The sequence below is a fragment of the Streptomyces sp. WM6386 genome, assembly GCF_000972385.1.
Taxonomy (GTDB): Bacteria; Actinomycetota; Actinomycetes; order Streptomycetales; family Streptomycetaceae; genus Streptomyces.
Genome location: NZ_JXTE01000028.1, coordinates 48,393 through 66,307 on the forward strand (window position 1 = coordinate 48,393; position 17,915 = coordinate 66,307).

The 17,915-nt window shown below is 69.3% G+C and carries 17 protein-coding genes and 1 pseudogene; 10 read left to right on the forward strand and 8 right to left on the reverse strand.

The annotated features are described in order from the left end of the window. Positions 1–66: 66 nt before the first annotated feature. From TN53_RS18985 to TN53_RS18995, 3 genes are all read right to left on the reverse strand, one after another. A complete protein-coding gene (locus TN53_RS18985; RefSeq protein ID WP_046259733.1) occupies positions 67–1,782 on the reverse strand; it encodes a serine/threonine protein kinase in 1,716 nt (571 codons plus the stop codon). 136 nt (positions 1,783–1,918) lie between these two features. Next, entirely contained in the window at positions 1,919–3,028 is a 1,110-nt protein-coding gene (locus TN53_RS18990; RefSeq protein WP_046259734.1) for a hypothetical protein, read from the reverse strand. Positions 3,029–3,030: 2 nt separating this feature from the next. Next, positions 3,031–4,098, reverse strand: a complete 1,068-nt coding sequence (locus tag TN53_RS18995; protein WP_046259760.1) for a hypothetical protein — start codon at positions 4,096–4,098, stop codon at positions 3,031–3,033. A gap of 416 nt (positions 4,099–4,514) precedes the next feature. Between TN53_RS18995 and TN53_RS19000 the strand changes: the two genes are divergently transcribed. Then, a complete protein-coding gene (locus TN53_RS19000) occupies positions 4,515–6,416 on the forward strand; it encodes a hypothetical protein (RefSeq protein WP_234441636.1) in 1,902 nt (633 codons plus the stop codon). 371 nt (positions 6,417–6,787) lie between these two features. Here TN53_RS19000 and TN53_RS19005 read toward each other — a convergent pair whose 3' ends face one another. Together TN53_RS19005 and TN53_RS19010 are read right to left on the reverse strand one after the other, a co-directional pair. After that, positions 6,788–6,997 (reverse strand): hypothetical protein, encoded by a 210-nt coding sequence (locus TN53_RS19005; RefSeq protein WP_046259735.1) that lies wholly within the window; start codon positions 6,995–6,997, stop codon positions 6,788–6,790. A gap of 244 nt (positions 6,998–7,241) precedes the next feature. Next, positions 7,242–7,802 (reverse strand): hypothetical protein, encoded by a 561-nt coding sequence (locus tag TN53_RS19010; RefSeq protein WP_046259736.1) that lies wholly within the window; start codon positions 7,800–7,802, stop codon positions 7,242–7,244. Positions 7,803–8,160: 358 nt separating this feature from the next. Here TN53_RS19010 and ligA point away from each other — a divergent pair, with 358 nt between their 5' ends. From ligA to TN53_RS19035, 5 genes are all read left to right on the forward strand, one after another. After that, positions 8,161–10,248: an NAD-dependent DNA ligase LigA gene (gene ligA / locus TN53_RS19015; RefSeq protein WP_046259762.1), complete on the forward strand. Its 2,088-nt coding sequence runs from the start codon at positions 8,161–8,163 to the stop codon at positions 10,246–10,248. A 58-nt stretch (positions 10,249–10,306) separates the two neighbouring features. Next, the gene (locus TN53_RS19020) at positions 10,307–10,501 is read left to right on the forward strand and encodes a hypothetical protein (RefSeq protein ID WP_046259737.1); all 195 of its coding nucleotides are present in this window, start codon (positions 10,307–10,309) and stop codon (positions 10,499–10,501) included. Positions 10,502–10,559: 58 nt separating this feature from the next. After that, positions 10,560–11,033: a hypothetical protein gene (locus TN53_RS19025; RefSeq protein WP_046259738.1), complete on the forward strand. Its 474-nt coding sequence runs from the start codon at positions 10,560–10,562 to the stop codon at positions 11,031–11,033. A 48-nt stretch (positions 11,034–11,081) separates the two neighbouring features. Continuing rightward, positions 11,082–11,489 carry a hypothetical protein gene (locus tag TN53_RS19030; protein ID WP_046259739.1) on the forward strand — a complete coding sequence of 136 codons (408 nt, stop codon included), beginning with the start codon at positions 11,082–11,084 and terminating at the stop codon, positions 11,487–11,489. A 202-nt stretch (positions 11,490–11,691) separates the two neighbouring features. Continuing rightward, positions 11,692–13,110: a DEAD/DEAH box helicase gene (locus TN53_RS19035; RefSeq protein ID WP_046259740.1), complete on the forward strand. Its 1,419-nt coding sequence runs from the start codon at positions 11,692–11,694 to the stop codon at positions 13,108–13,110. Between the two features lie 80 nt (positions 13,111–13,190). On the opposite strand, the gene TN53_RS45215 is transcribed toward TN53_RS19035, so the two are convergent. After that, positions 13,191–13,355 (reverse strand): hypothetical protein, encoded by a 165-nt coding sequence (locus TN53_RS45215; RefSeq protein ID WP_234441637.1) that lies wholly within the window; start codon positions 13,353–13,355, stop codon positions 13,191–13,193. Positions 13,356–13,625: 270 nt separating this feature from the next. Between TN53_RS45215 and TN53_RS49325 the strand changes: the two are divergent. The 3 genes and pseudogenes from TN53_RS49325 to TN53_RS19045 form a co-directional block, all read left to right on the forward strand. Then, positions 13,626–13,712: pseudogene (locus TN53_RS49325) on the forward strand (hypothetical protein); the annotation flags it as partial. 58 nt (positions 13,713–13,770) lie between these two features. After that, the gene (locus TN53_RS45220; protein ID WP_324609618.1) at positions 13,771–14,004 is read left to right on the forward strand and encodes a methyltransferase; all 234 of its coding nucleotides are present in this window, start codon (positions 13,771–13,773) and stop codon (positions 14,002–14,004) included. A gap of 237 nt (positions 14,005–14,241) precedes the next feature. Then, positions 14,242–15,012 carry a polysaccharide deacetylase family protein gene (locus tag TN53_RS19045; RefSeq protein ID WP_046259742.1) on the forward strand — a complete coding sequence of 257 codons (771 nt, stop codon included), beginning with the start codon at positions 14,242–14,244 and terminating at the stop codon, positions 15,010–15,012. Between the two features lie 68 nt (positions 15,013–15,080). On the opposite strand, the gene TN53_RS19050 is transcribed toward TN53_RS19045, so the two are convergent. Further along, a complete protein-coding gene (locus tag TN53_RS19050; protein WP_037751662.1) occupies positions 15,081–15,284 on the reverse strand; it encodes a cold-shock protein in 204 nt (67 codons plus the stop codon). Between the two features lie 388 nt (positions 15,285–15,672). Continuing rightward, positions 15,673–15,900: a ferrous iron transport protein A gene (locus TN53_RS19055; protein WP_234441638.1), complete on the reverse strand. Its 228-nt coding sequence runs from the start codon at positions 15,898–15,900 to the stop codon at positions 15,673–15,675. Positions 15,901–16,232: 332 nt separating this feature from the next. Here TN53_RS19055 and TN53_RS19060 point away from each other — a divergent pair, with 332 nt between their 5' ends. Further along, positions 16,233–17,888 carry a phosphodiester glycosidase family protein gene (locus TN53_RS19060; protein ID WP_095046583.1) on the forward strand — a complete coding sequence of 552 codons (1,656 nt, stop codon included), beginning with the start codon at positions 16,233–16,235 and terminating at the stop codon, positions 17,886–17,888. Positions 17,889–17,915: the final 27 nt, after the last annotated feature.

A 17,915-nucleotide genomic window follows, 5' to 3' on the forward strand; every position in this document is an offset into this window, starting at 1 on the left:
ACCAGCTCAAGATCAAGCATAGCGGATACTCGACAGCCGGCAGACACGGGCGACCGCACCAAGCTGTCAGTCCTCCGCCGGGTGCACGTCCGTCACTTTGCCCTTGATGTCGGTTTCCAGGTAGCCGGAACGGCTGTACTTGTCCGAGAGGTAGACGGACAGTCCGAACGAAGGGTTGAAGACGTCGGGTTGGCGCACCAGCACATAGCGGGTCTCGGGGTCCTTGACGTTCAGCTTCTTCTCTGCCTCTTCCAAGAGGGCGGGAATCCTGTCCCAGTTGAAGTCCTCGACGGCGAAGGGTTTGTCGCCACTCGGCAGGGTGCTGTCGATGATGCTCTTCTCCGCACCCGTGCCCGGGCGGTAGTCGTACGTCTCGAACGCGGAGTCGCTGCCGTCGACCATGATCCTGGCTGTCACGTAGTCGTCGTAGACGGAGAAATCACCGAACCTCTTCCGGCCGCTCTCCCTCTCCAATGCCTTGATGGCAATGCGGATGTTAGCCGGGGTGAGCATGCTCCCGGTCGTGGTCTCCTGCGAGTCCGATCCGGTGGAAGCCGAGTCCGACGTGGCCGTCGAGACTGACGTGGGTGTCGAGGACGACGAGGACGACGAGGGCGTCGAGGGGCCGCCCGTGTTCAGGTCGGCGGTGCCGCCGTCCAGGGGCAGCAGCCACCACAGCAGGGCTACGGCGCCGACGAGCGAGGTTCCCGACAGGCTCAGCAGCAAGGGGCGGCCCGGGACGCGTCGGCGTGGCGGTCGGGTAGGAGCGATCACCGATTGAGGTGCTGTCGGTCCTGGGATCGGGTTGGCCGATGGAGGTCCGAAGGCGGCGGGAGTGGCAGGCGCGCCGGGGTACGAAGGGCCCGTGGGCGTGGACGGTGCCGCCAGGGGGTAGGAGGTGGGTTCGTCTCGCGGGGGCGTCGGGCCGGTCGTCGGCTCCGACTCGATCACGGCGAGTCTCCGGTCCAGGACAGCGGCGGACGCCCGCGCTGCCGGGTCCCGTACCAGCACGCTCATCAGGACGTCGCCGAGAAGACCGGCCCGCACCGGTGGCGGCACGTCCTCGTGGAGCACGGCGGCGAGGGTGGCCAGGGTGCTGCCCCGGCGCAGCGGGTGGTGGCCCTCGACCGCGTTGTAGAGCATCATCGCCAGGGACCACAGGTCGGACGCGGGTCCACCCTCGTGGCCCGAGATTCGTTCTGGCGCCATGAAGTCGGGTGTGCCGATGATGGAGCCGGTGGCGGTGAGGCTGGTCGTCTCGCGGATCGCGGCGATGCCGAAGTCGGTGAGGACGGGGCGCCCGTCCGGCCGTAGCAGAACATTGGCGGGCTTGACGTCCCGGTGCTGGATTCCGGCGTCGTGCGCTGCGGTCAGCGCGGCCAGTACTCCGCGGCCGATCCGCGCCGCCTCGGCCGGGGGCATCGGCCCCTGGGCCAGCCGGTCGGCGAGCGAGCCGCCGCCGACCAGCTCCATCACGATCCACGGGTAGGTGCCCTCGCCGCCGTCGACGATGTGGTGGATGGTGACGACGTTGGGATGGTCGATCCGGGCCAGGGCCCTGGCCTCGCGCAGCACGCGCTCACGCAGCATCCGTGCGGCCTCTGGGTCGTACTCGGCGAGATCGCGGTCCGGCGGGCGGACCTCCTTGATCGCCACCAGCCTGTGCAGGACCAGGTCTCTGGCCCGCCAGACCATGCCCATCCCGCCACCGCCGAGGCGGGCCTCCAACTCGAAGCGCCCGTCGACAACTCGTCTGCCGGGACCTCCGTCTGCCTCACTCATGGGCGGGAGCTTAGTTGGCGCCGCCGACATCGTTCGACGGCCCCCAAGCGGCCGGTCCGGGGCGGTGTTCCTGCCGCGTCACCCGATGTACTACCAGCCTCCCCAACGGCCTTCGGACACGACTCCGTCGGTCATCTCAGTCGAACCGCAGGATGCGCGGGGCGAAGGTGCCCTCGGGGCCGTCGGCGCGGCCGACCGACCACACGGTCGACGTGCCCGGCACCGGTGCCAGCCGTAGCGTTCTGGAGTCTCCCTCCCCGGCCACCGCCGGTTCGCTGTATTCGGCGAACGACTGTCCGTTCCAGGAGAGGAAGTCCGGTCCGGGAACCCACGGTGGAGTGCTGCCCGGCGGGCCCCACTTCTGCGAGCGGGCCACCGCGACCCAGCCCAGCTCGCCGGAGGTGGTGGGCGCGAGTGACGTGATGCCGCCGAAGTCGGTGGGCACGGTCACGTGGCTCCACTCGTGTCCGTCGAAGCGGACCAGCAGCGGCGGGATCGGCCGGCCCACCGGACCTCCGACGAACCCGGCCGTGCCACCTGCCCACACCTCCGTCGGCGAGACCGCCAGTACGCTGCCCACGGCCGAGCGCGGGAACCCGTCCACGATCGTCTGCTGCCACGTCTGCCCGTCCCAGTGCGACACCGCCGCACCCGAGCTGGTCTCGCCCGCGGCCCAGACGTCGTCCGCCGCCAGGATGTGCAGGCCGTACACGGCCCCCGGCGGCACCGGTACGTCCCGCCAGCTCCGCCCGTCCCAGCGCAGCAGTGCCTGGGCGCCGTCCCGTGAGCCGATCAGCCAGGTCTCGCCGCCACCGGAGACGACCCGGGTCAGCAGGACACCACTCGGCGGCCGGCTCTCGCGCCAGGCAGTGCCGTTGTAGCGCAGCAGTCGCGCGCCGCCCGTCGAGTCGCGGCCGACGGCCCAGAGGGTGGTCGGTGAGGACGCGGCGACGGACAGGAATTCTCCCTGCCAGCCGATCCCGGGCAGGTTCTGGCGCTGCCAGGTGGTTCCGTCCCAGCGCAGCACCAGCGGGAAGCCCGGCGCCTCGCGGCCGACGGCGTCGGCACCGACCACCCAGGCCCGCTCCGGCCCGAGCGCCACGGCCTCGTTGAGTCCGGCCTGTGGGCGTACCTGTGCCGGGACGGGAATGTGTCGCCAGGACCGGGTTTCCGCCGCGGCCGTGGTCATGAAGGTGATGATGGTCAGGGCGACGACGAGAGCCGCGACGAGAAGTCTGCGTGCCATGGTCAGCCTCCCAGCCGCTCGCTCATCAGGTTCGGTTTCGAGCCGTAGATCTCGACGGTTCCGAACGACAGCAGTGACGACCCGGCCCTCGTCAGTGCACTCGGTTTGACGTCGATCGCGTTCGTGCGCTCGGGGCCGTAGGAGAAGGTGGTGCGGGGGCCGTCCACCCGTGCGTACTTCGACTGGAACGCACGGTCGCTGCGCACCGGCAGCCACAGGGCGCCGTCCGGGCCGCGCGTCATGCCCTCGGTGTGCGTGTCGCCCAGCGAGGGGTAAGTGGTGCGCCAGGCCTGCCCGTTGAAGGTCATCAGGTAGGTGCGGGACACGCCGTCGGTGTACTGGCTGCCGCCGATCGTGGCCCGGCCGGACGGTTCGAGCAGGATCGTGTGCACGTTGCTGTTCGGCGGCAGCGGCACCTTCGCGTCCCGCCATACCGTGCCGTCCCGACGCAGGACGGTGGTCCCGGTGTTGGTGTCCGCCCAGGCCCACGCATCGGAGGCCGTACGCGCGGTGACGCCCATCAGGTAGAGCACGCCGTCCGGGGTGGACTGCGTGGTCCAGCCGGAGCCGTCGTAGTGCAACACCTTCAGCCCGGTGTCGTCTTCACCGACCACCCACGCTGCGCCCGGTACGGCGGTGAAGTCCTGGTAGGTCCACAGAGTCCGCGGCAGCGGAACGGCGCTCCATCCGGTCGACGACCGGCGCAGGATCTCCCCTGTCCCCGCGCGGTTGTGGAAGATCCACACCTCTTCGCCGACGAACTGCACCTTGCCGAGCCAGCCCAGCTCGTCGGCGCCGGGGAAGCTGGTCTCCCGGTTCCATGCCGTGCCGTCCCACCGGTACAACATCGGCCGCAGTCCGTCGGTGGCGTGCTCGTATCCGCTCGCCCACGCCTCGCCCGGCCCGCGGGCGGCGAGATCGGACACGGTCACCGGCGGGGCCGCCGCCGGCACGGGCAGCGCTGACCAGCTCGGCTTCGCGGCGGCGGCAGGCGGCGCAGCCGCGGCCGGTGACCCGACCGTGGCGCACGCGATCACAAGGCAGACGATGACTGTGCGGAGACCGTTCACGAGACCCCCCAGTACGCGACGGTCGCACACGGTATTGGCGTTCACCCACCGGGAACAGACGGCATTCGGCCATCACGGTTCCCTTTGGAGGACGTGCGTCACGGTTCGTCGGGCGGGGTCCTACCTCCTGTATGCCGTGCTGAGGTGCAAGCGTTTTCACCTCAGGGCCACGCAGACGATCAGGGCACGAAGACCGGCCTGAACTCTACAGATGTAGCCATGCGTTTCATCTTGACGCGTACGCATCACGATGCTTCCATCGCCACCGTGCAAACGCTTCAACTCGGGACGGCTCATTGGCGACCGATCGACGCGAAGGTCACGCCGGCGAGGCGGTCACGAACGCAGCCGAGCCCGGTCCGCATCCGACTGCACCACACCACGCACGCAACCGAGAGCAACCCAAGGAGACCGTCGTGCACTTAACGCATCGGTGGCGAGCCGCCCACCGGCTCCCCGTCACCGTCTCAGCGGTCCTGGCCGTCTGCGCCACACTGGCCGCCGCCCCGGGAAGCGTCGCCTCGCCCGACCCGGCCGCGGCCGGCGATGTGACGATCCAGGCCGCGCGCGTGATGGAGAACCTCGGACGCGGGGTCGTGGCGGTGCGCTCCGGCACCAGCCAGGTCCTGGTCTCCTGGAGGCTGTTGGGCCTGGACCCGGAGGGCATCGGCTTCAACGTGTACCGGTCCACCGGTGAAGGTGCGTACACCAAACTCAACACCGCCGTGCTGACGGGCGGGACCAACTACACGGATTCCACGGCCGACTTGACGCGGTCCAACAGCTATCGCGTGGCCGCGGTCGTGGGCGGTCAGGAACAGGCGCCCAGCGGGGCCTTCACGTTGACGGCCGATCACGCGACGGAACCCGTGGTCCGCGTGCCGCTGCACTCCGGCGGTCCGGTGAAGTTCGTCTGGGTCGGCGACCTCGACGGCGACGGCGAGTACGACTACGTGGTGGACCGGCAGACCTCGCCCCAGAAGCTCGAGGCGTACAGCAGTGCCGGCGACTTCCTCTGGGACGTCGACATGGGGCCGAACAGCCAGAACCAGGACAACATCGAACCGGGGTCCTCCGCGATCGACGTAGGTCACTGGGACGGTGTCACGGTCTTCGACTTCGACAGCGACGGCCGAGCGGAGGTCGCCCTCAAGATCGCCGACGGTGTCAGGTTCGGCGACGGAGCGACCTGGACGCACGCGGACGACGCGCGACAGTTCATGGCCGTCCTCGACGGCCGGACCGGAGCACTGCGCAACTGGGCCGCCATACCCACCACTTACCTGAGCGACGGCCCGATGGGGGCGCGTCTGGGGGTGGCGTACCTCAACGGCACCACGCCGAGCCTGGTCGCCTACATGAAGAACCGCCGCGACGACGGCGCGTTCAACCTGATGATGGCCGCCTGGAGATTCACCGGCAGTGCACTGAGGCAGGAATGGACGTGGCTGCGCGGCAGCCAGAACGCACCCGACGGACACAACACCCGCGCCATCGACGTCAACGGCGACGGCACCGACGAGGTCGCCGAGATCGGGTTCGTCCTCAACGGCGACGGCTCCCTGCGCTACTCCATGGGCCCCCAGGGCATCATCCACGGCGACCGCTTCCACATCGCGGACATGGACCCCGGCCGCCCGGGCCTCGAGGGCTACGGCGTCCAGCAGGACAACCCGAGCGGTCTGCTCGAGTACTACTACGACGCCTCGACCGGCTCCGTCATCTGGAAGCACAACGGCGGCCCCGCCGACGTCGGGCGCGGCATGGCCGCCGACGTCGACGCACGCTTCCCCGGCATGGAGGTCTGGTCCTTCTCGGGCCTGTACAACGCACCCTCCAACCGGCTCACCGAACCGAACACCTCACTACGGCCGTGGCCTCAACTGGGGCTGTGGTGGGACGGCGACCTCACCACGGAGCTCCTCAACGACGGCAAGATCGAAAAATGGAACCCGCTCAGCCCGACGTCGACCGGCAGCCTCCCCCGTCTGGTCAGCACCTGGAACTACGGCGCCGTCACGGCAGCTCAGGGCGGCCCCACCCTCGTCGGTGACATCCTCGGCGACTGGCGCGAGGAGGCCGTCTACACCAACGCGTCCTACAACGAACTGATCATCTTCACCACGAACCAACCGACGAACACCCGTCTCTACACGCCGGCCCACAACTCCGCCTACCGCAACGCCATGACCTTCAAGGGCTACATGCAGTCCCACCACGTCGACTACTTCCTCGGAGCCGGCATGTCCCCGGCACCCCGGCCGAACATCACCTACGCGGGCGCTTCCACCACCACCGCGTCTGCGGATGCCGACTGACCTGGCAGAACGATGAAACGCGCGTTCACGGCCTGCTTGGCGACGCTCCCCGCCGGTCGCGGCTCGATCAGGCATGAGTGGGGCACGGGCCCTGGACTCGCGCCTCCGCGGAGGATCCAGAACTCGTCGCGGTCGGGCACGCACATCATGCGGTGCGCCGGCACGACGGGTTCACCGGGCAGTGGATCGACCCCACGGACCACCATGGCGAGGCTCACCCATCGGTCGTAGCCGGTCGGGTATATCCGTGTGAATGCGCCGCACTTGGGACAAGTCGACGGTTCGATCGTTGGGGAAGACGTTCCAACACGCCTCGCAGAGTCGGGTCATGAAGGTGATCCGCCCGCGATCGCGCACGGTCATGCGCGCAATCAGTCTCGCTTCTCAAGTGACCGGCGCCGCTTCGGCCGAGGAAGGACGTGGTCGAGGATCGCGCCCACGGCGGTCACCGCACCCACGATCAACAAGGCGATGGAAGAGATACGCAGCCCTCCGTCGCCGTACAGGGCCTGATAGCCCAACCACGCCACGGCTACGCAGGTGATCAGGGCATTGCCGAATTGCTTGAGGCGCGGAGCCATGCGCACTCCTGAGTCAGGTAGGCCCTCCGAACAGGGCACCCGAGTGTGACATGGGTCAGTGGCACGGAATGCGGCGGCTGAGGAGTCCTGCGACATGGATCGATGGACTGGGCGTATGGGGAGGGCCGGGGCCATACTGGTGGAGTTGAGCGTGGTCGAGCAGGCAGCCAAACGGTCCGCCAAGGCAGCCAGTGGCCACGAGGTCATGCCGTGATCGCCGCTTCGCGTACGTGGCGCGAGTCAGTTATGACAGTGGCCGCCCGCCAAGGCCCGTCCGGCGCACGCCCCGAGGCGAGAACGTGGTGGGCCCTATCCAGCCTTGGCGGACGAGGGCGATCTGGGACGGCAGCGGGGAGACCGGATCGATGGCCCTTCCCCGTGACCAGTTCTCCAGCAGTCCCTCCGTCGTCTCGACGGCGGACACCACCATGGTCACCTTCAGCTCCCCGCCGTCGCTCCAGGTGTTCCACAGCGCCCAGCCCTCGGGCCTCGGCTCCACACCGATCCGAGCGCATACCTCCTCGTACCCCTCCTCCACCCCTGCCGGCATGACCCCGGGCTTCAGCACCAAGGCTCCGACGAGCCGGACCAGGGGCCGGCCCGCCTCCGCACAGCCGTCGCCCTCGAAGTGGTAACTGCGCAGTGTCCGAGCGAGCGCGTTCACGCTGCGCTGGAGCGGTGTGGACTCCTCGGGGTCTGCCTGGAACGAGAGCCATCCTTCGTCGGATGCCTCCACTCTGACGCGGTTGGCGAGGCGCTCGATCTCCCGGAGATAGTCCAGCTCGCTCAGCTCGGGTGAGGTCATGGCGCGAAGTTTCGCAGCAGGTCAGTCGGCGCCGACACAGATTATCGATCCGGCATGTCCCGTCGCCGGAAGATCGCGGCACGTCGGCGGCGAGGTCTACATCCGCTTCCGCGCCGAGCTCGAATGCTTCGACGCCGACACGCGCCGCGCCGTGGACTACGCAAGGCGCCTGGGGTGCACCGTCAAAACCCTCACGGTTGTCGGCGCACACCGGCAGCCCGGCCGTAGTCGTCGCCCGCCGCACCGGCACCGGCCGGCGACTTCCGCCGCGCCCACCGCGGCCCCCGATGAGGGCCTGCGGGCGTCCCAGACACGGACCACGAGGGCGTTGTCAGTGGTGGCAGGCAGGATGGTGACCATGACGACACCAGCTGCACAGATCGTGGATGCCACCGCCTACGCGCAGGCGGTCGAGGATGCGGTGAAGGCCGCGGGCGCCTACTACGAGGGCGGCACCTCACCCCTGGACGACGACGCCTACGACCGGCTGGTGCGCGGTATCGCGGCGTGGGAGGCGGAGCATCCCGACGAGGTGCTGCCGGACTCTCCGACGGGCAAGGTCGCCGGCGGGGCCGTGGAGGGGGATGTTCCGCACACGGTCGCGATGCTCAGTCTGGACAACGTGTTCTCGCCGGAGGAGTTCACCACCTGGACCGCCTCGCTCGCCCGGCGCATCGGCCACGACGTCACCTGCTTCAGTGTCGAGCCGAAGCTCGACGGGCTGGCGATCGCCGCCCGCTACATCCACGGCCGTCTGAGACAGCTGATCACGCGCGGGGACGGGACCGCAGGGGAGGACGTCTCGCACGCGATCGGCACCATCGAGGGGCTCCCGGAGGAACTGTCCGAGCCGGTCACCGTGGAGGTGCGCGGTGAGGTCCTGATGACCACGGCGCAGTTCGAGCACGCCAACGAGGTGCGCACCGCGCACGGCGGGCAGCCGTTCGCCAATCCGCGCAATGCCGCGGCGGGCACTCTGCGCGCCAAGGAGCGTGCCTACACCGTGCCGATGACCTTCTTCGGCTACGGCCTGCTCCCCCTGCCCGACACCCAACCGGCACTGGCGGAGCAGCTCGGCGAGAGCGCCCACAGCGACCTGATGAAACAGGCCGGCGGGCTCGGCGTGAACACCACCGCGACGACGGCCGTGCCCGGCAGCACCGCCGACACCGTCGAGCAGGTCCTGGCTCGGGTGCAGGAGATCGCGGCACTGCGTGCGGAGCTGCCCTTCGGGATCGACGGGGTCGTCATCAAGGCCGACCTGGCCATCGACCAACAGAACGCCGGATCCGGAACACGCGCCCCGCGCTGGGCGATCGCCTACAAGCTCCCCGCCGTGGAAAAGGTCACCAGGCTGCTCGAAGTGGAGTGGAACGTGGGCCGCACCGGCATCATCGCGCCCCGCGCGGTCCTGGAACCAGTGGAGATCGACGGCTCCACGATCACCTACGCCACACTGCACAACCCCGCCGACATCACCCGCCGCGACCTGCGCCTGGGCGACCACGTCATGGTCTACCGCGCCGGCGACGTCATCCCCCGCATCGAGGCCCCCGTCGCCCACCTGCGCACCGGCGACGAACAGCCGATCGCCTTCCCAGAAGTGTGCCCCCGCTGCGGCTCCGCCATCGACACCAGCGAACAGCGCTGGCGCTGCGAGAACGGCCGCAACTGCCACCTGGTCGCATCCCTGTCCTACGCCGCCGGCCGCGACCAGCTCGACATCGAAGGCCTCGGCCACACCCGAGTCGTCCAACTCGTCGACGCGGGCCTGGTCGCCGACCTCGCCGACCTCTTCACTCTCACCCGCGACCAACTCCTGGCCCTGGAACGGATGGGCGACACCAGCACCGACAACCTCCTTGCCGCGCTGACCACGGCCAAGAACCAGCCGCTGTCGCGAGTGCTCTGCGCGCTCGGAGTGCGCGGCACCGGTCGGTCCATGTCCCGCCGTATCGCGCGCTACTTCGCCACCATGGACAACATCCGGGCCGCCGACGCCGAAGCGATGCAGCGGGTCGATGGCATCGGCACCGAGAAAGCCCCCTCCATCGTCGCCGAACTCGCCGAACTCGCCCCGCTCATCGACAAGCTCGACGCGGCCGGGGTGAACATGACCGAACCGGGCGCCACGCCGCCCGTCCCGGCAGACGACAACACCGTGGACACCGACGGCGAAGCTCAAGGAGCGGAGCTGCCGCTGGCAGGGATGGCCGTCGTGGTCACCGGGTCCATGACCGGCGCACTGGAGAAGCTCTCCCGCAACGAGATGAACGAGCTCATCGAACGTGCCGGCGGCCGCTCCTCCTCCAGCGTCTCCAAGAAGACCACCCTGGTCGTCGCCGGAGACGGCGCGGGCTCCAAGCGAGCCAAAGCCGAAGATCTCGGCATCCGTCTGGCCACCCCGGACGAATTCGCCACGCTCATCGCCGACTTCCTCGACTGACCGACACCTTGAGCAGCGGCCGGCCGCCGCCATCCGTGGCGTTGCTGCGGACTTCCACGTGCGCATGGAGTCGTCCGGATCGTGGCGGCTGTGGCTCCAGCCGCCTGACCGCATACGTCTCGTCGTGCGCACCCTCCAGGCCAGTGGCCCGTACGTCTTCCGCTACGAGGGTGGGCCTGGGCAGATCCTCTTCAGCCATCGCGGCGGCGGGCCCTTCACGGTCGAGGCGCTCACGATGGGCTCGTCGTGCTGAGTGTGCACGGGTATGCGCCGGGTCCGGATGTCAGAGGCGGCAAGTAGCCTCGGGCACCATGGGCATTGAGATCGATGTAGTGGTGGGTTACCCGATCAACGATGAGGTGGAGCGGGTGCTCGGGTTGGCCGAGGCGGTCGACGAGCCCATCACTGTCACGTTCATGTGGGAGGGGCGGGAAAAGGCGGAACGCGCGGTGCTGGTGCCCGCGGCCACGCTGGCGCTCTGGGAGCACTGGGCCCCGGCGGCCTACCCGACGAGTGGCGCCGGGGAAGCGGACCAGGCTGTGGCGGAGGAGCCGGAACTGGCCCACCCGGCGGAGTTCGGCGCGTTCACTCTCTTTCGTCGTCGCGTGGGCGGACGCACGGCGGTTGCCCGCAAAGGCGTGGTGGTCGCCGAGCTCCTGGACCCCGACGAGGCGCACTGGCTTCAGGAGAAGGCCCGTAATGTCCGCCAAGGGTTCATGGATCCGAAGCAGAAGGCGGCGTTCGAGGAGTTCCTTGCCCGACAGGCTTCCCTCGATGATGAGTGAAGCTCCCTAGAACACGGTCCGGCGGGAGCCGGGTGCGATCCTGCGGGTATGAACGATCTCGGTGACGCGCACCTCCGCACCTGGACGCTGCGGTTGATGACTCTCCTCGCAGCCGACATCCAGGATCAGCTTGCCTGGCTGGGCGATCGTGAGCTGGAGACGGAGTCCATCGTTGAAGAGGTGGAGCTCCTCTGCCGCGTCTCCGAAGGGCTGGCAGAGCGCGGAGTCTTCGAACCCCAGGAGCTGCTGGATCTTCGGGCCGTCGGCCGTCGCCTCGGCGAGATCGATGCCACGGGCCGCACCGGCCTCTGGGCCGACGCCCTGGGCACGGATCCGGCGACGGATCCGGCGTGGGGCGAGATACGTCTTCTCGCCCGCCAGTTCCTCCTCACGACGCTGGGCGACTGGCGTCAGCCGATGCCACGTCCCGTGCACCCGCACACAGGCCACCACTGAGTGACACATGGACGAACAGATGAAACGAACACTTGTTCCCCGTCGCCGCTGAAAGGGACCGCCGTGATGCCCTGGGCCCGGACCAGCGGGCCGCTGGGCGTCCGCTGGTAAAATGGGGGCACGCTTCGACATCGCCGGGGCCCGTGCCAAGGGGTACGGGCCCCGGACCGTTCCGGGGCGCCACTTCAGGAAGGTTCCCCTCATGAACGCGAAGCCGTCGACCCGTGGACGCTCCCGTGCTGGTACACCGCAGCGGGCGACAGGGGTGCAGGGCGACCTTTCGACGCCGAAGACGGTGTCGCCGGGCCTGCCCGCGGCCGCGTCCTTCGACGCGCTCGAGCTGCCGCCGGAGCTGAGGGAGGCGATGACGGGCCTCGGGGTGACGGAACCGTTCCCGATTCAGGCAGCCACTTTGCCCAACGCGCTGGCCGGCCGCGATGTCCTCGGCCGGGCACGGACCGGCTCCGGCAAGACGCTGGCCTTCGGGCTGGCGCTCCTCGTCCGGACCGCGGGCCTGCGAGCGGAGTCGAAGCGCCCGCTCGCGCTGGTCCTGGTGCCGACCCGGGAACTCGCGCAACAGGTGAGCGACGCGCTGACTCCGTACGCGCAGACCCTCAAGGTGCGACTGACGACGGCGGTCGGCGGGCTGTCGATCAACCGGCAGCAGGCCGCGTTGCGGACCGGAGCCGAGGTGGTCGTCGCGACGCCAGGGCGACTGGCCGACCTCGTGTCACGCCGGGACTGCCTCCTGAATCACGTGCGGATCACCGTGCTGGACGAGGCGGACCAGATGTGCGACCTGGGATTCCTGCCGCAGGTCACGGAAATCCTGGACCAGATGCCCCACGAAGGGCAGCGGCTGCTGTTCTCCGCCACGCTCGACCGCAACGTCGACCAGCTGGTGCGCGACTACCTCCACGACCCCGTACTCGCATCCGTCGATCCGGCGGCAGCCTCGGTCACCACGATGGAACACCACGTGCTCAACATCCACCCCGCCGACAAGTACGCGACCGCGACCGAGATCGCCGCGCGGGACGGCCGGGTGCTGATGTTCCTGGACACCAAGGTCGCCGTGGACCAGTTCACCCGTCATCTCCGGGCCAGCGGCGTACGGGCCGGAGCCCTGCACAGCGGAAAGTCGCAACCTCAGCGCATGCACACCCTGGGCCAGTTCAAGGACGGCGCGATCACCGTGCTGGTGGCCACCAATGTCGCCGCGCGAGGCATTCACATCGACACGCTCGACCTCGTCGTCAACGTCGATCCGCCGGCCGACGCCAAGGACTACCTGCACCGCGGCGGACGCACGGCACGCGCCGGGGAGTCCGGGACCGTGGTCACCCTGGTCACACCCAACCAACGACGTGATGTGAACCGGATGATGTCCGAGGCCGGGATCCGGCCGACGGTCACACAAGTACGCTCCGGCGAGGCGCAACTGACCGCCATCACCGGGGCGAAGCGCCCGCCGACGGAGACGAAGTCCACCACCGGCAACATCCCCTTCCGCGGCCTCGGCGACCGTACGGGCCGCCCCGCGAAGGAGTCCCGCAAAGCCGCCGAGGCCCGCAAGGCCGCGGAAGCCCGCGCGGCGGCCCGGGTACGCAAAGGCCGCTGACGCCCGTGTCGTAGCTCGGGTGTTGAGCCTCGTACGAACTCCCTGTCGTGCGGCACAGGCACCGGTCGACACGAAACTGCTCAGCGGTCAGCGGCGCGTGAACGCCTGCGTCGCCGCAGCGGTGCTGCCACCCACACCGTCAGCCCGACGAGGGAAACGATCAACGCCCCTCCGATGACGATGGGGACGGCCGCTATCAGAGCGAAGTTCAGCAGGACCTCCGCCCAGGTCGGCTCCTCACCCATCGTGCTCCCACCCTGTGCCATAGACGCCAGGACGCCGACGGGAGTCGATCAGTTCCGGGTGTCTGACACGGCCTACGCCACTCAGAACCCGGCCGAGAGCAAGCCGCCCGAATGTCCGCTACGACCCCCTCTGTGACCGACAACTCATCGGCGGCAGAGCGTTGTCCATGCAGCGCAACGCCAGCACCACTCCGGGCCGCAAGCGAGCCGGGCGGTTCACCGTCGCCGCAGTTGGTGCACGTGTTCGCGGTCACCGCGCCGGGGGCGGTGATGCCGGCCGGGCTGCGGACGCTGCTCCTCGGGGACTTCACGGTGGCGGTGCCGGAGGGAGGCGATGTCTATCTGCTGTCCCGGGTGCTGCACGACCGGGTCGATGAGCGGTGCCTGACCGTTCTCCGGCGGTGCCGCGCAGGTGATGCGGGCGGGAACCGAACTGCTCGTCGTGGAGCGGCTGTTGCCCCAGGGCGACCTGGTGCCGTCACCTGCGGTGGCCTGGGACGTCCACATGTTGTGCAACGTGGGCGGCAGCGAGCGGACCGAGGACCACTACGCGCGCCTGTCGGCGGAAGCGGGCTTCGAGGCGACGGCTTGCCACGGTCTGCCCCTGGGCGGCTCGCTGATCCACGCTGTGAGAGGTGCTGGGCTGTGACGCCTCCCTTCGTCGGAGCGCCCCGCTCGATCGGCTCGGGGCGGGGTGGGCTGCCGCCCTCCTGGCTCAGCGGCCAACCAGCCTGGTTCCGGCTGCCGCTCGCCGTGTTGTCCGTGAACTCCCCCGGAATTGTCCTTGATCGGTAACAGACGCATCCCGGGGCCGCCGGCCATCGTCCTGCCTGGTGTCGCACGGCGACGCAGGATCGGCGAGGAACTGTTGGAAGGTGGGGCGGACATGGCGCAGCATGGCGGCGGTCGGGGCTGGTACGGCAAGGTCGTCGGAGCTGCTCTCGGTGTGACAGTGCTGGCCGCCGGTGCCTCGGCATGGTCCGCGCAAGCCGGCGCCGCGGACGGCACGTCGCCGCGGGCGGCGAGTTCCGCCACGCCGGGCAGTGTCAAGCCCGTGTCGGTGACCATCGCGCACGCCTCGGACAAGGGCGCGCGCGGAGTCAACATCACCATCGACGACGGCCCCGACCCCATGTGGACCCCCCAGATGCTCGACGTGCTGCGGGAGTACGGGGTGAAGGCCACGTTCTGCATGGTCGGGACGCAGGCGCAGGCCCATCCGGACCTCGTGAAGCAGGTGGTCGCGGCCGGGCACCGGCTGTGCGACCACTCGGTGGCGCACGACACCACCATGGACACCAAGACCCAGGCGTACCAGTCGCAGCAGATCCTCGACGCCGAACAGATGATCACCGAGGCGTCCGGGGGCGTACGGCCGATGTACTACCGGGCCCCCGGTGGCGCGTTCACGCCCTACAGCCGCAAGCTCGCCGCCTCCCGGGGCATGCGCCCGCTGGGCTGGAACGTGGACACCAAGGACTTCGAACGGCCGGGCGCCGACGCCATCGTCGCCACCGTCCAGCGGGAGCTGCCCAACGGACCGACGCTCCTCTTCCACGACGCGGGCGGCGACCGTTCCCAGACCGTCGAGGCGCTGCGCCGGATCCTGCCCTGGCTCAAGACCCAGGGCTACTCCTTCGGCTTCCCGGTGCGCTGAGCCCCGGTAGCTGTAAACGGTTCGGGCCCGCGAGCTTGACTCGCGGGCCCGAGACGCTGCCTTCAGAACTAGGCGGGGGTGATGTTCTCCGCCTGCGGGCCCTTCTGGCCCTGGGTGATGTCGAAGGTCACCGCCTGGCCTTCCTGGAGCTCACGGAAGCCGGAGGCGTTGATGTTGGAGTAGTGAGCGAAGACGTCCGGTCCGCCGCCGTCCTGGGCGATGAAGCCGAAGCCCTTCTCCGCGTTGAACCACTTGACGGTTCCGCTGGCCATGCTGGTACCTCTCAATAGACGTCAGAACCGCACCGCGCGGTCCTGAAGGTGCTCGCCCTGGTCCGGTACTGCACAGCAAAGCGCCCGCGCCTAAGCGCGGGCAGGTACTGCGAACCACGACAGCTGGCAGTGACGCTACACCGCGGAAAGGACGATCACCAGAGAGCAACAACCATGAACCGGATCAGGCGGGTTGGAAAACTCCAGCAATGGCTTCATTCCGGCGGATCTCGCGGTTCTGGGTTGTTTAAAAAGGTACGGAAAGACCAGCCTCTCGCAGCCTGAGCAGTGCTCTTCCCATGCACTCCGCGATTGAGGCTCCGTCGGCTCTCATGCCGTCGGACAGCAGGAATACACCAGCCGCACCCCGCACCCGGGCCCGACATCCCTACACCTCGGCATCGGACTCGGTGCGCAGGTACCGACCCCAGATCTGGGCCTTGCGGTACGGGCCGTCCCCGTCGCTGTCGTACTGCGGTGTGTCGAAGGTGACCCAGTACAGGAACTCACCACTGAGCGCCTGGGCATGTTCGTTGGGCTCGGGCGCGCGCGTGGCGTCGATCGTTCCTGGAAACTCGACCTGCCAGGGACCGTCCCAGTCGGATGCGCGAACCACCGTGACCCGGCTGCCGGGTGGCAATGCGCCCGTCGGCCATGTCTGACCCGCATCCGCAGGAGCGGGGTCGGAAGTGTCTTTCATGCCGCCCACCCTGCCCGCACCGCTTCGGAGGCGCCACAGGACAGTCACGCCTCGACACCCTGCACCCAGGGTCTGCGTCGAGGCGCGTGAGACGGCTCGATCCGGTCCTTCTCGGTCCCCCGGATATCAGCGAGGCTTTCCCTGCTCATGCCCGCGTCTTCACGCAACGGCCTTCGCGCGGAACTGTGATGACGGGTGCGGTGCTCACGTGCCGTCGTCCGCCGCACGGGCCCGAGGTCAGGAGAGGTATGTCTGTGATTGCCGAGACGCCCGGACGCACAGCACACCGTGGACAGCACAGGACCGCACGCGGCTTCGCCCTGGGGACCGCGCTCGCCCTGATCGCGTTCGCTCCGTCGGCGGCCGCGAGCGAGCGGGACAGCTCGGTCGGCGACGGTGCGATCTCGTGGACCACGCAGTACGTGGCTCCCGGAGTCGAGGTCCGTACCGGGGTGTCGAGCGCCCCGGAGGCCGCCGGCGTCTGGACGGTCACGGTTCAGGCACCCGCGGTCAACCGCCTGACCGGGGCGGCCACATGGGCGCCGCTCGGCGACCGGTCCTGGGCCGACACCACCGCCGAGAAGTTGCGGGCGGCCGGATTCGCGCCGCGCTTGGAGCGGGTGGCCTGGGACGCGTATGCGGACACACCGCGCGGCACGATGGGGTGGCAGGTCAGGCTCGGACAGTACGGCACTCAGGCCGAGGCCCGTACCCTCAACTCGGCGGTGTCGGGGGCGGGTTTCCGTACGACTGTGGAGTGGACGGGCTACGACGGGCGCCAGCGTGCCGACGCGGAGCGCATCCACGTGGCCGTGGTCGATCCGGGCCGGCTGCGGGGCACCGTCGAGGTCAGCGACGGCGGCAATACAGCCGATCGCGAGAAGACCTCGACCGTGGCCGCCCGGCTGGGGTCCCTGGTGGGTGTCAACGGCGGATTCTTCGTCACTTCCGATGCGGACGGCGTACAGGGCACGACCGCCGGTCTGTCAGTGGTGGACGGCGAGTTGCAGTCGATGGCGGTCGGCTCTCGCGCCGCGCTGGTCCTCGCGGACGGGGGACGGCACGTTCGTGTCGCGGATCTGTCCACCGACGTCTCCGTGCGCGCCGGTTCCACCGTCCACGCGGTGGAGGGCATCAACCGGGTGCCGGGCAAGGTACGCAACTGCGGCCGTCCCGGCGCCGTACCCACCGAACTGCCCCGTCAGGACGTCACGTGTTCCCTGCCGGACGATCTGGTGAAGTTCACCGATTCGTTCGGGGTGCCGCTGCCGACGGGCGCCGGTGTCCAGGTCGTGCTGGACGAGCACGATGTCGTCGTCTCCCGTGGCGCCCGGGGCGGCTCCGTGCCTGCCGAGGGCTCCGTCCTCCAGGGCACCGGGACGGCAGCCGCCTGGCTGACCGAGCACGCCGAGGTGGGCCGACGGCTGCACCTGCGCGAGATCGTGCGGGACACCGCGGGCCGGCAGCTGCGCCTCGGTTCCGACGACGACGTCGTCAGCGCGGCACCCACCCTCGTCGAGAACGGCCGCATCCACATCGACGCCGCCACCGAGGGCACGCTGGACCCGCTCGACCTCTCCTTCGGGTTCGCCTGGTCCAACGTCCGCCAGCCCCGCACCCTGGCCGGCATCGACCGGCACGGCAGGCTGCTGCTGGTGACCGTCGACGGACGGCAGCCCGGCGTCAGCGAAGGATTCACCCTCGCCGAAGCCGCACAGTTCATGCGAACCCTGGGCGCCGTCCAGGCCCTCAACCTCGACGGTGGCGGCTCCAGCGCGATGGCCGTCGACGGAGCTCTGGTCAATGTGCCCTCGGACGCAACCGGTGAGCGAGCCGTCGGCGACACCGTGCAGATCCTGCCGCGTGCGACGCGGTCCGATTCCACTGAAACCGAGGTGCCCTGACTGGCATCGGTCGGGTAGCGTGCGGGC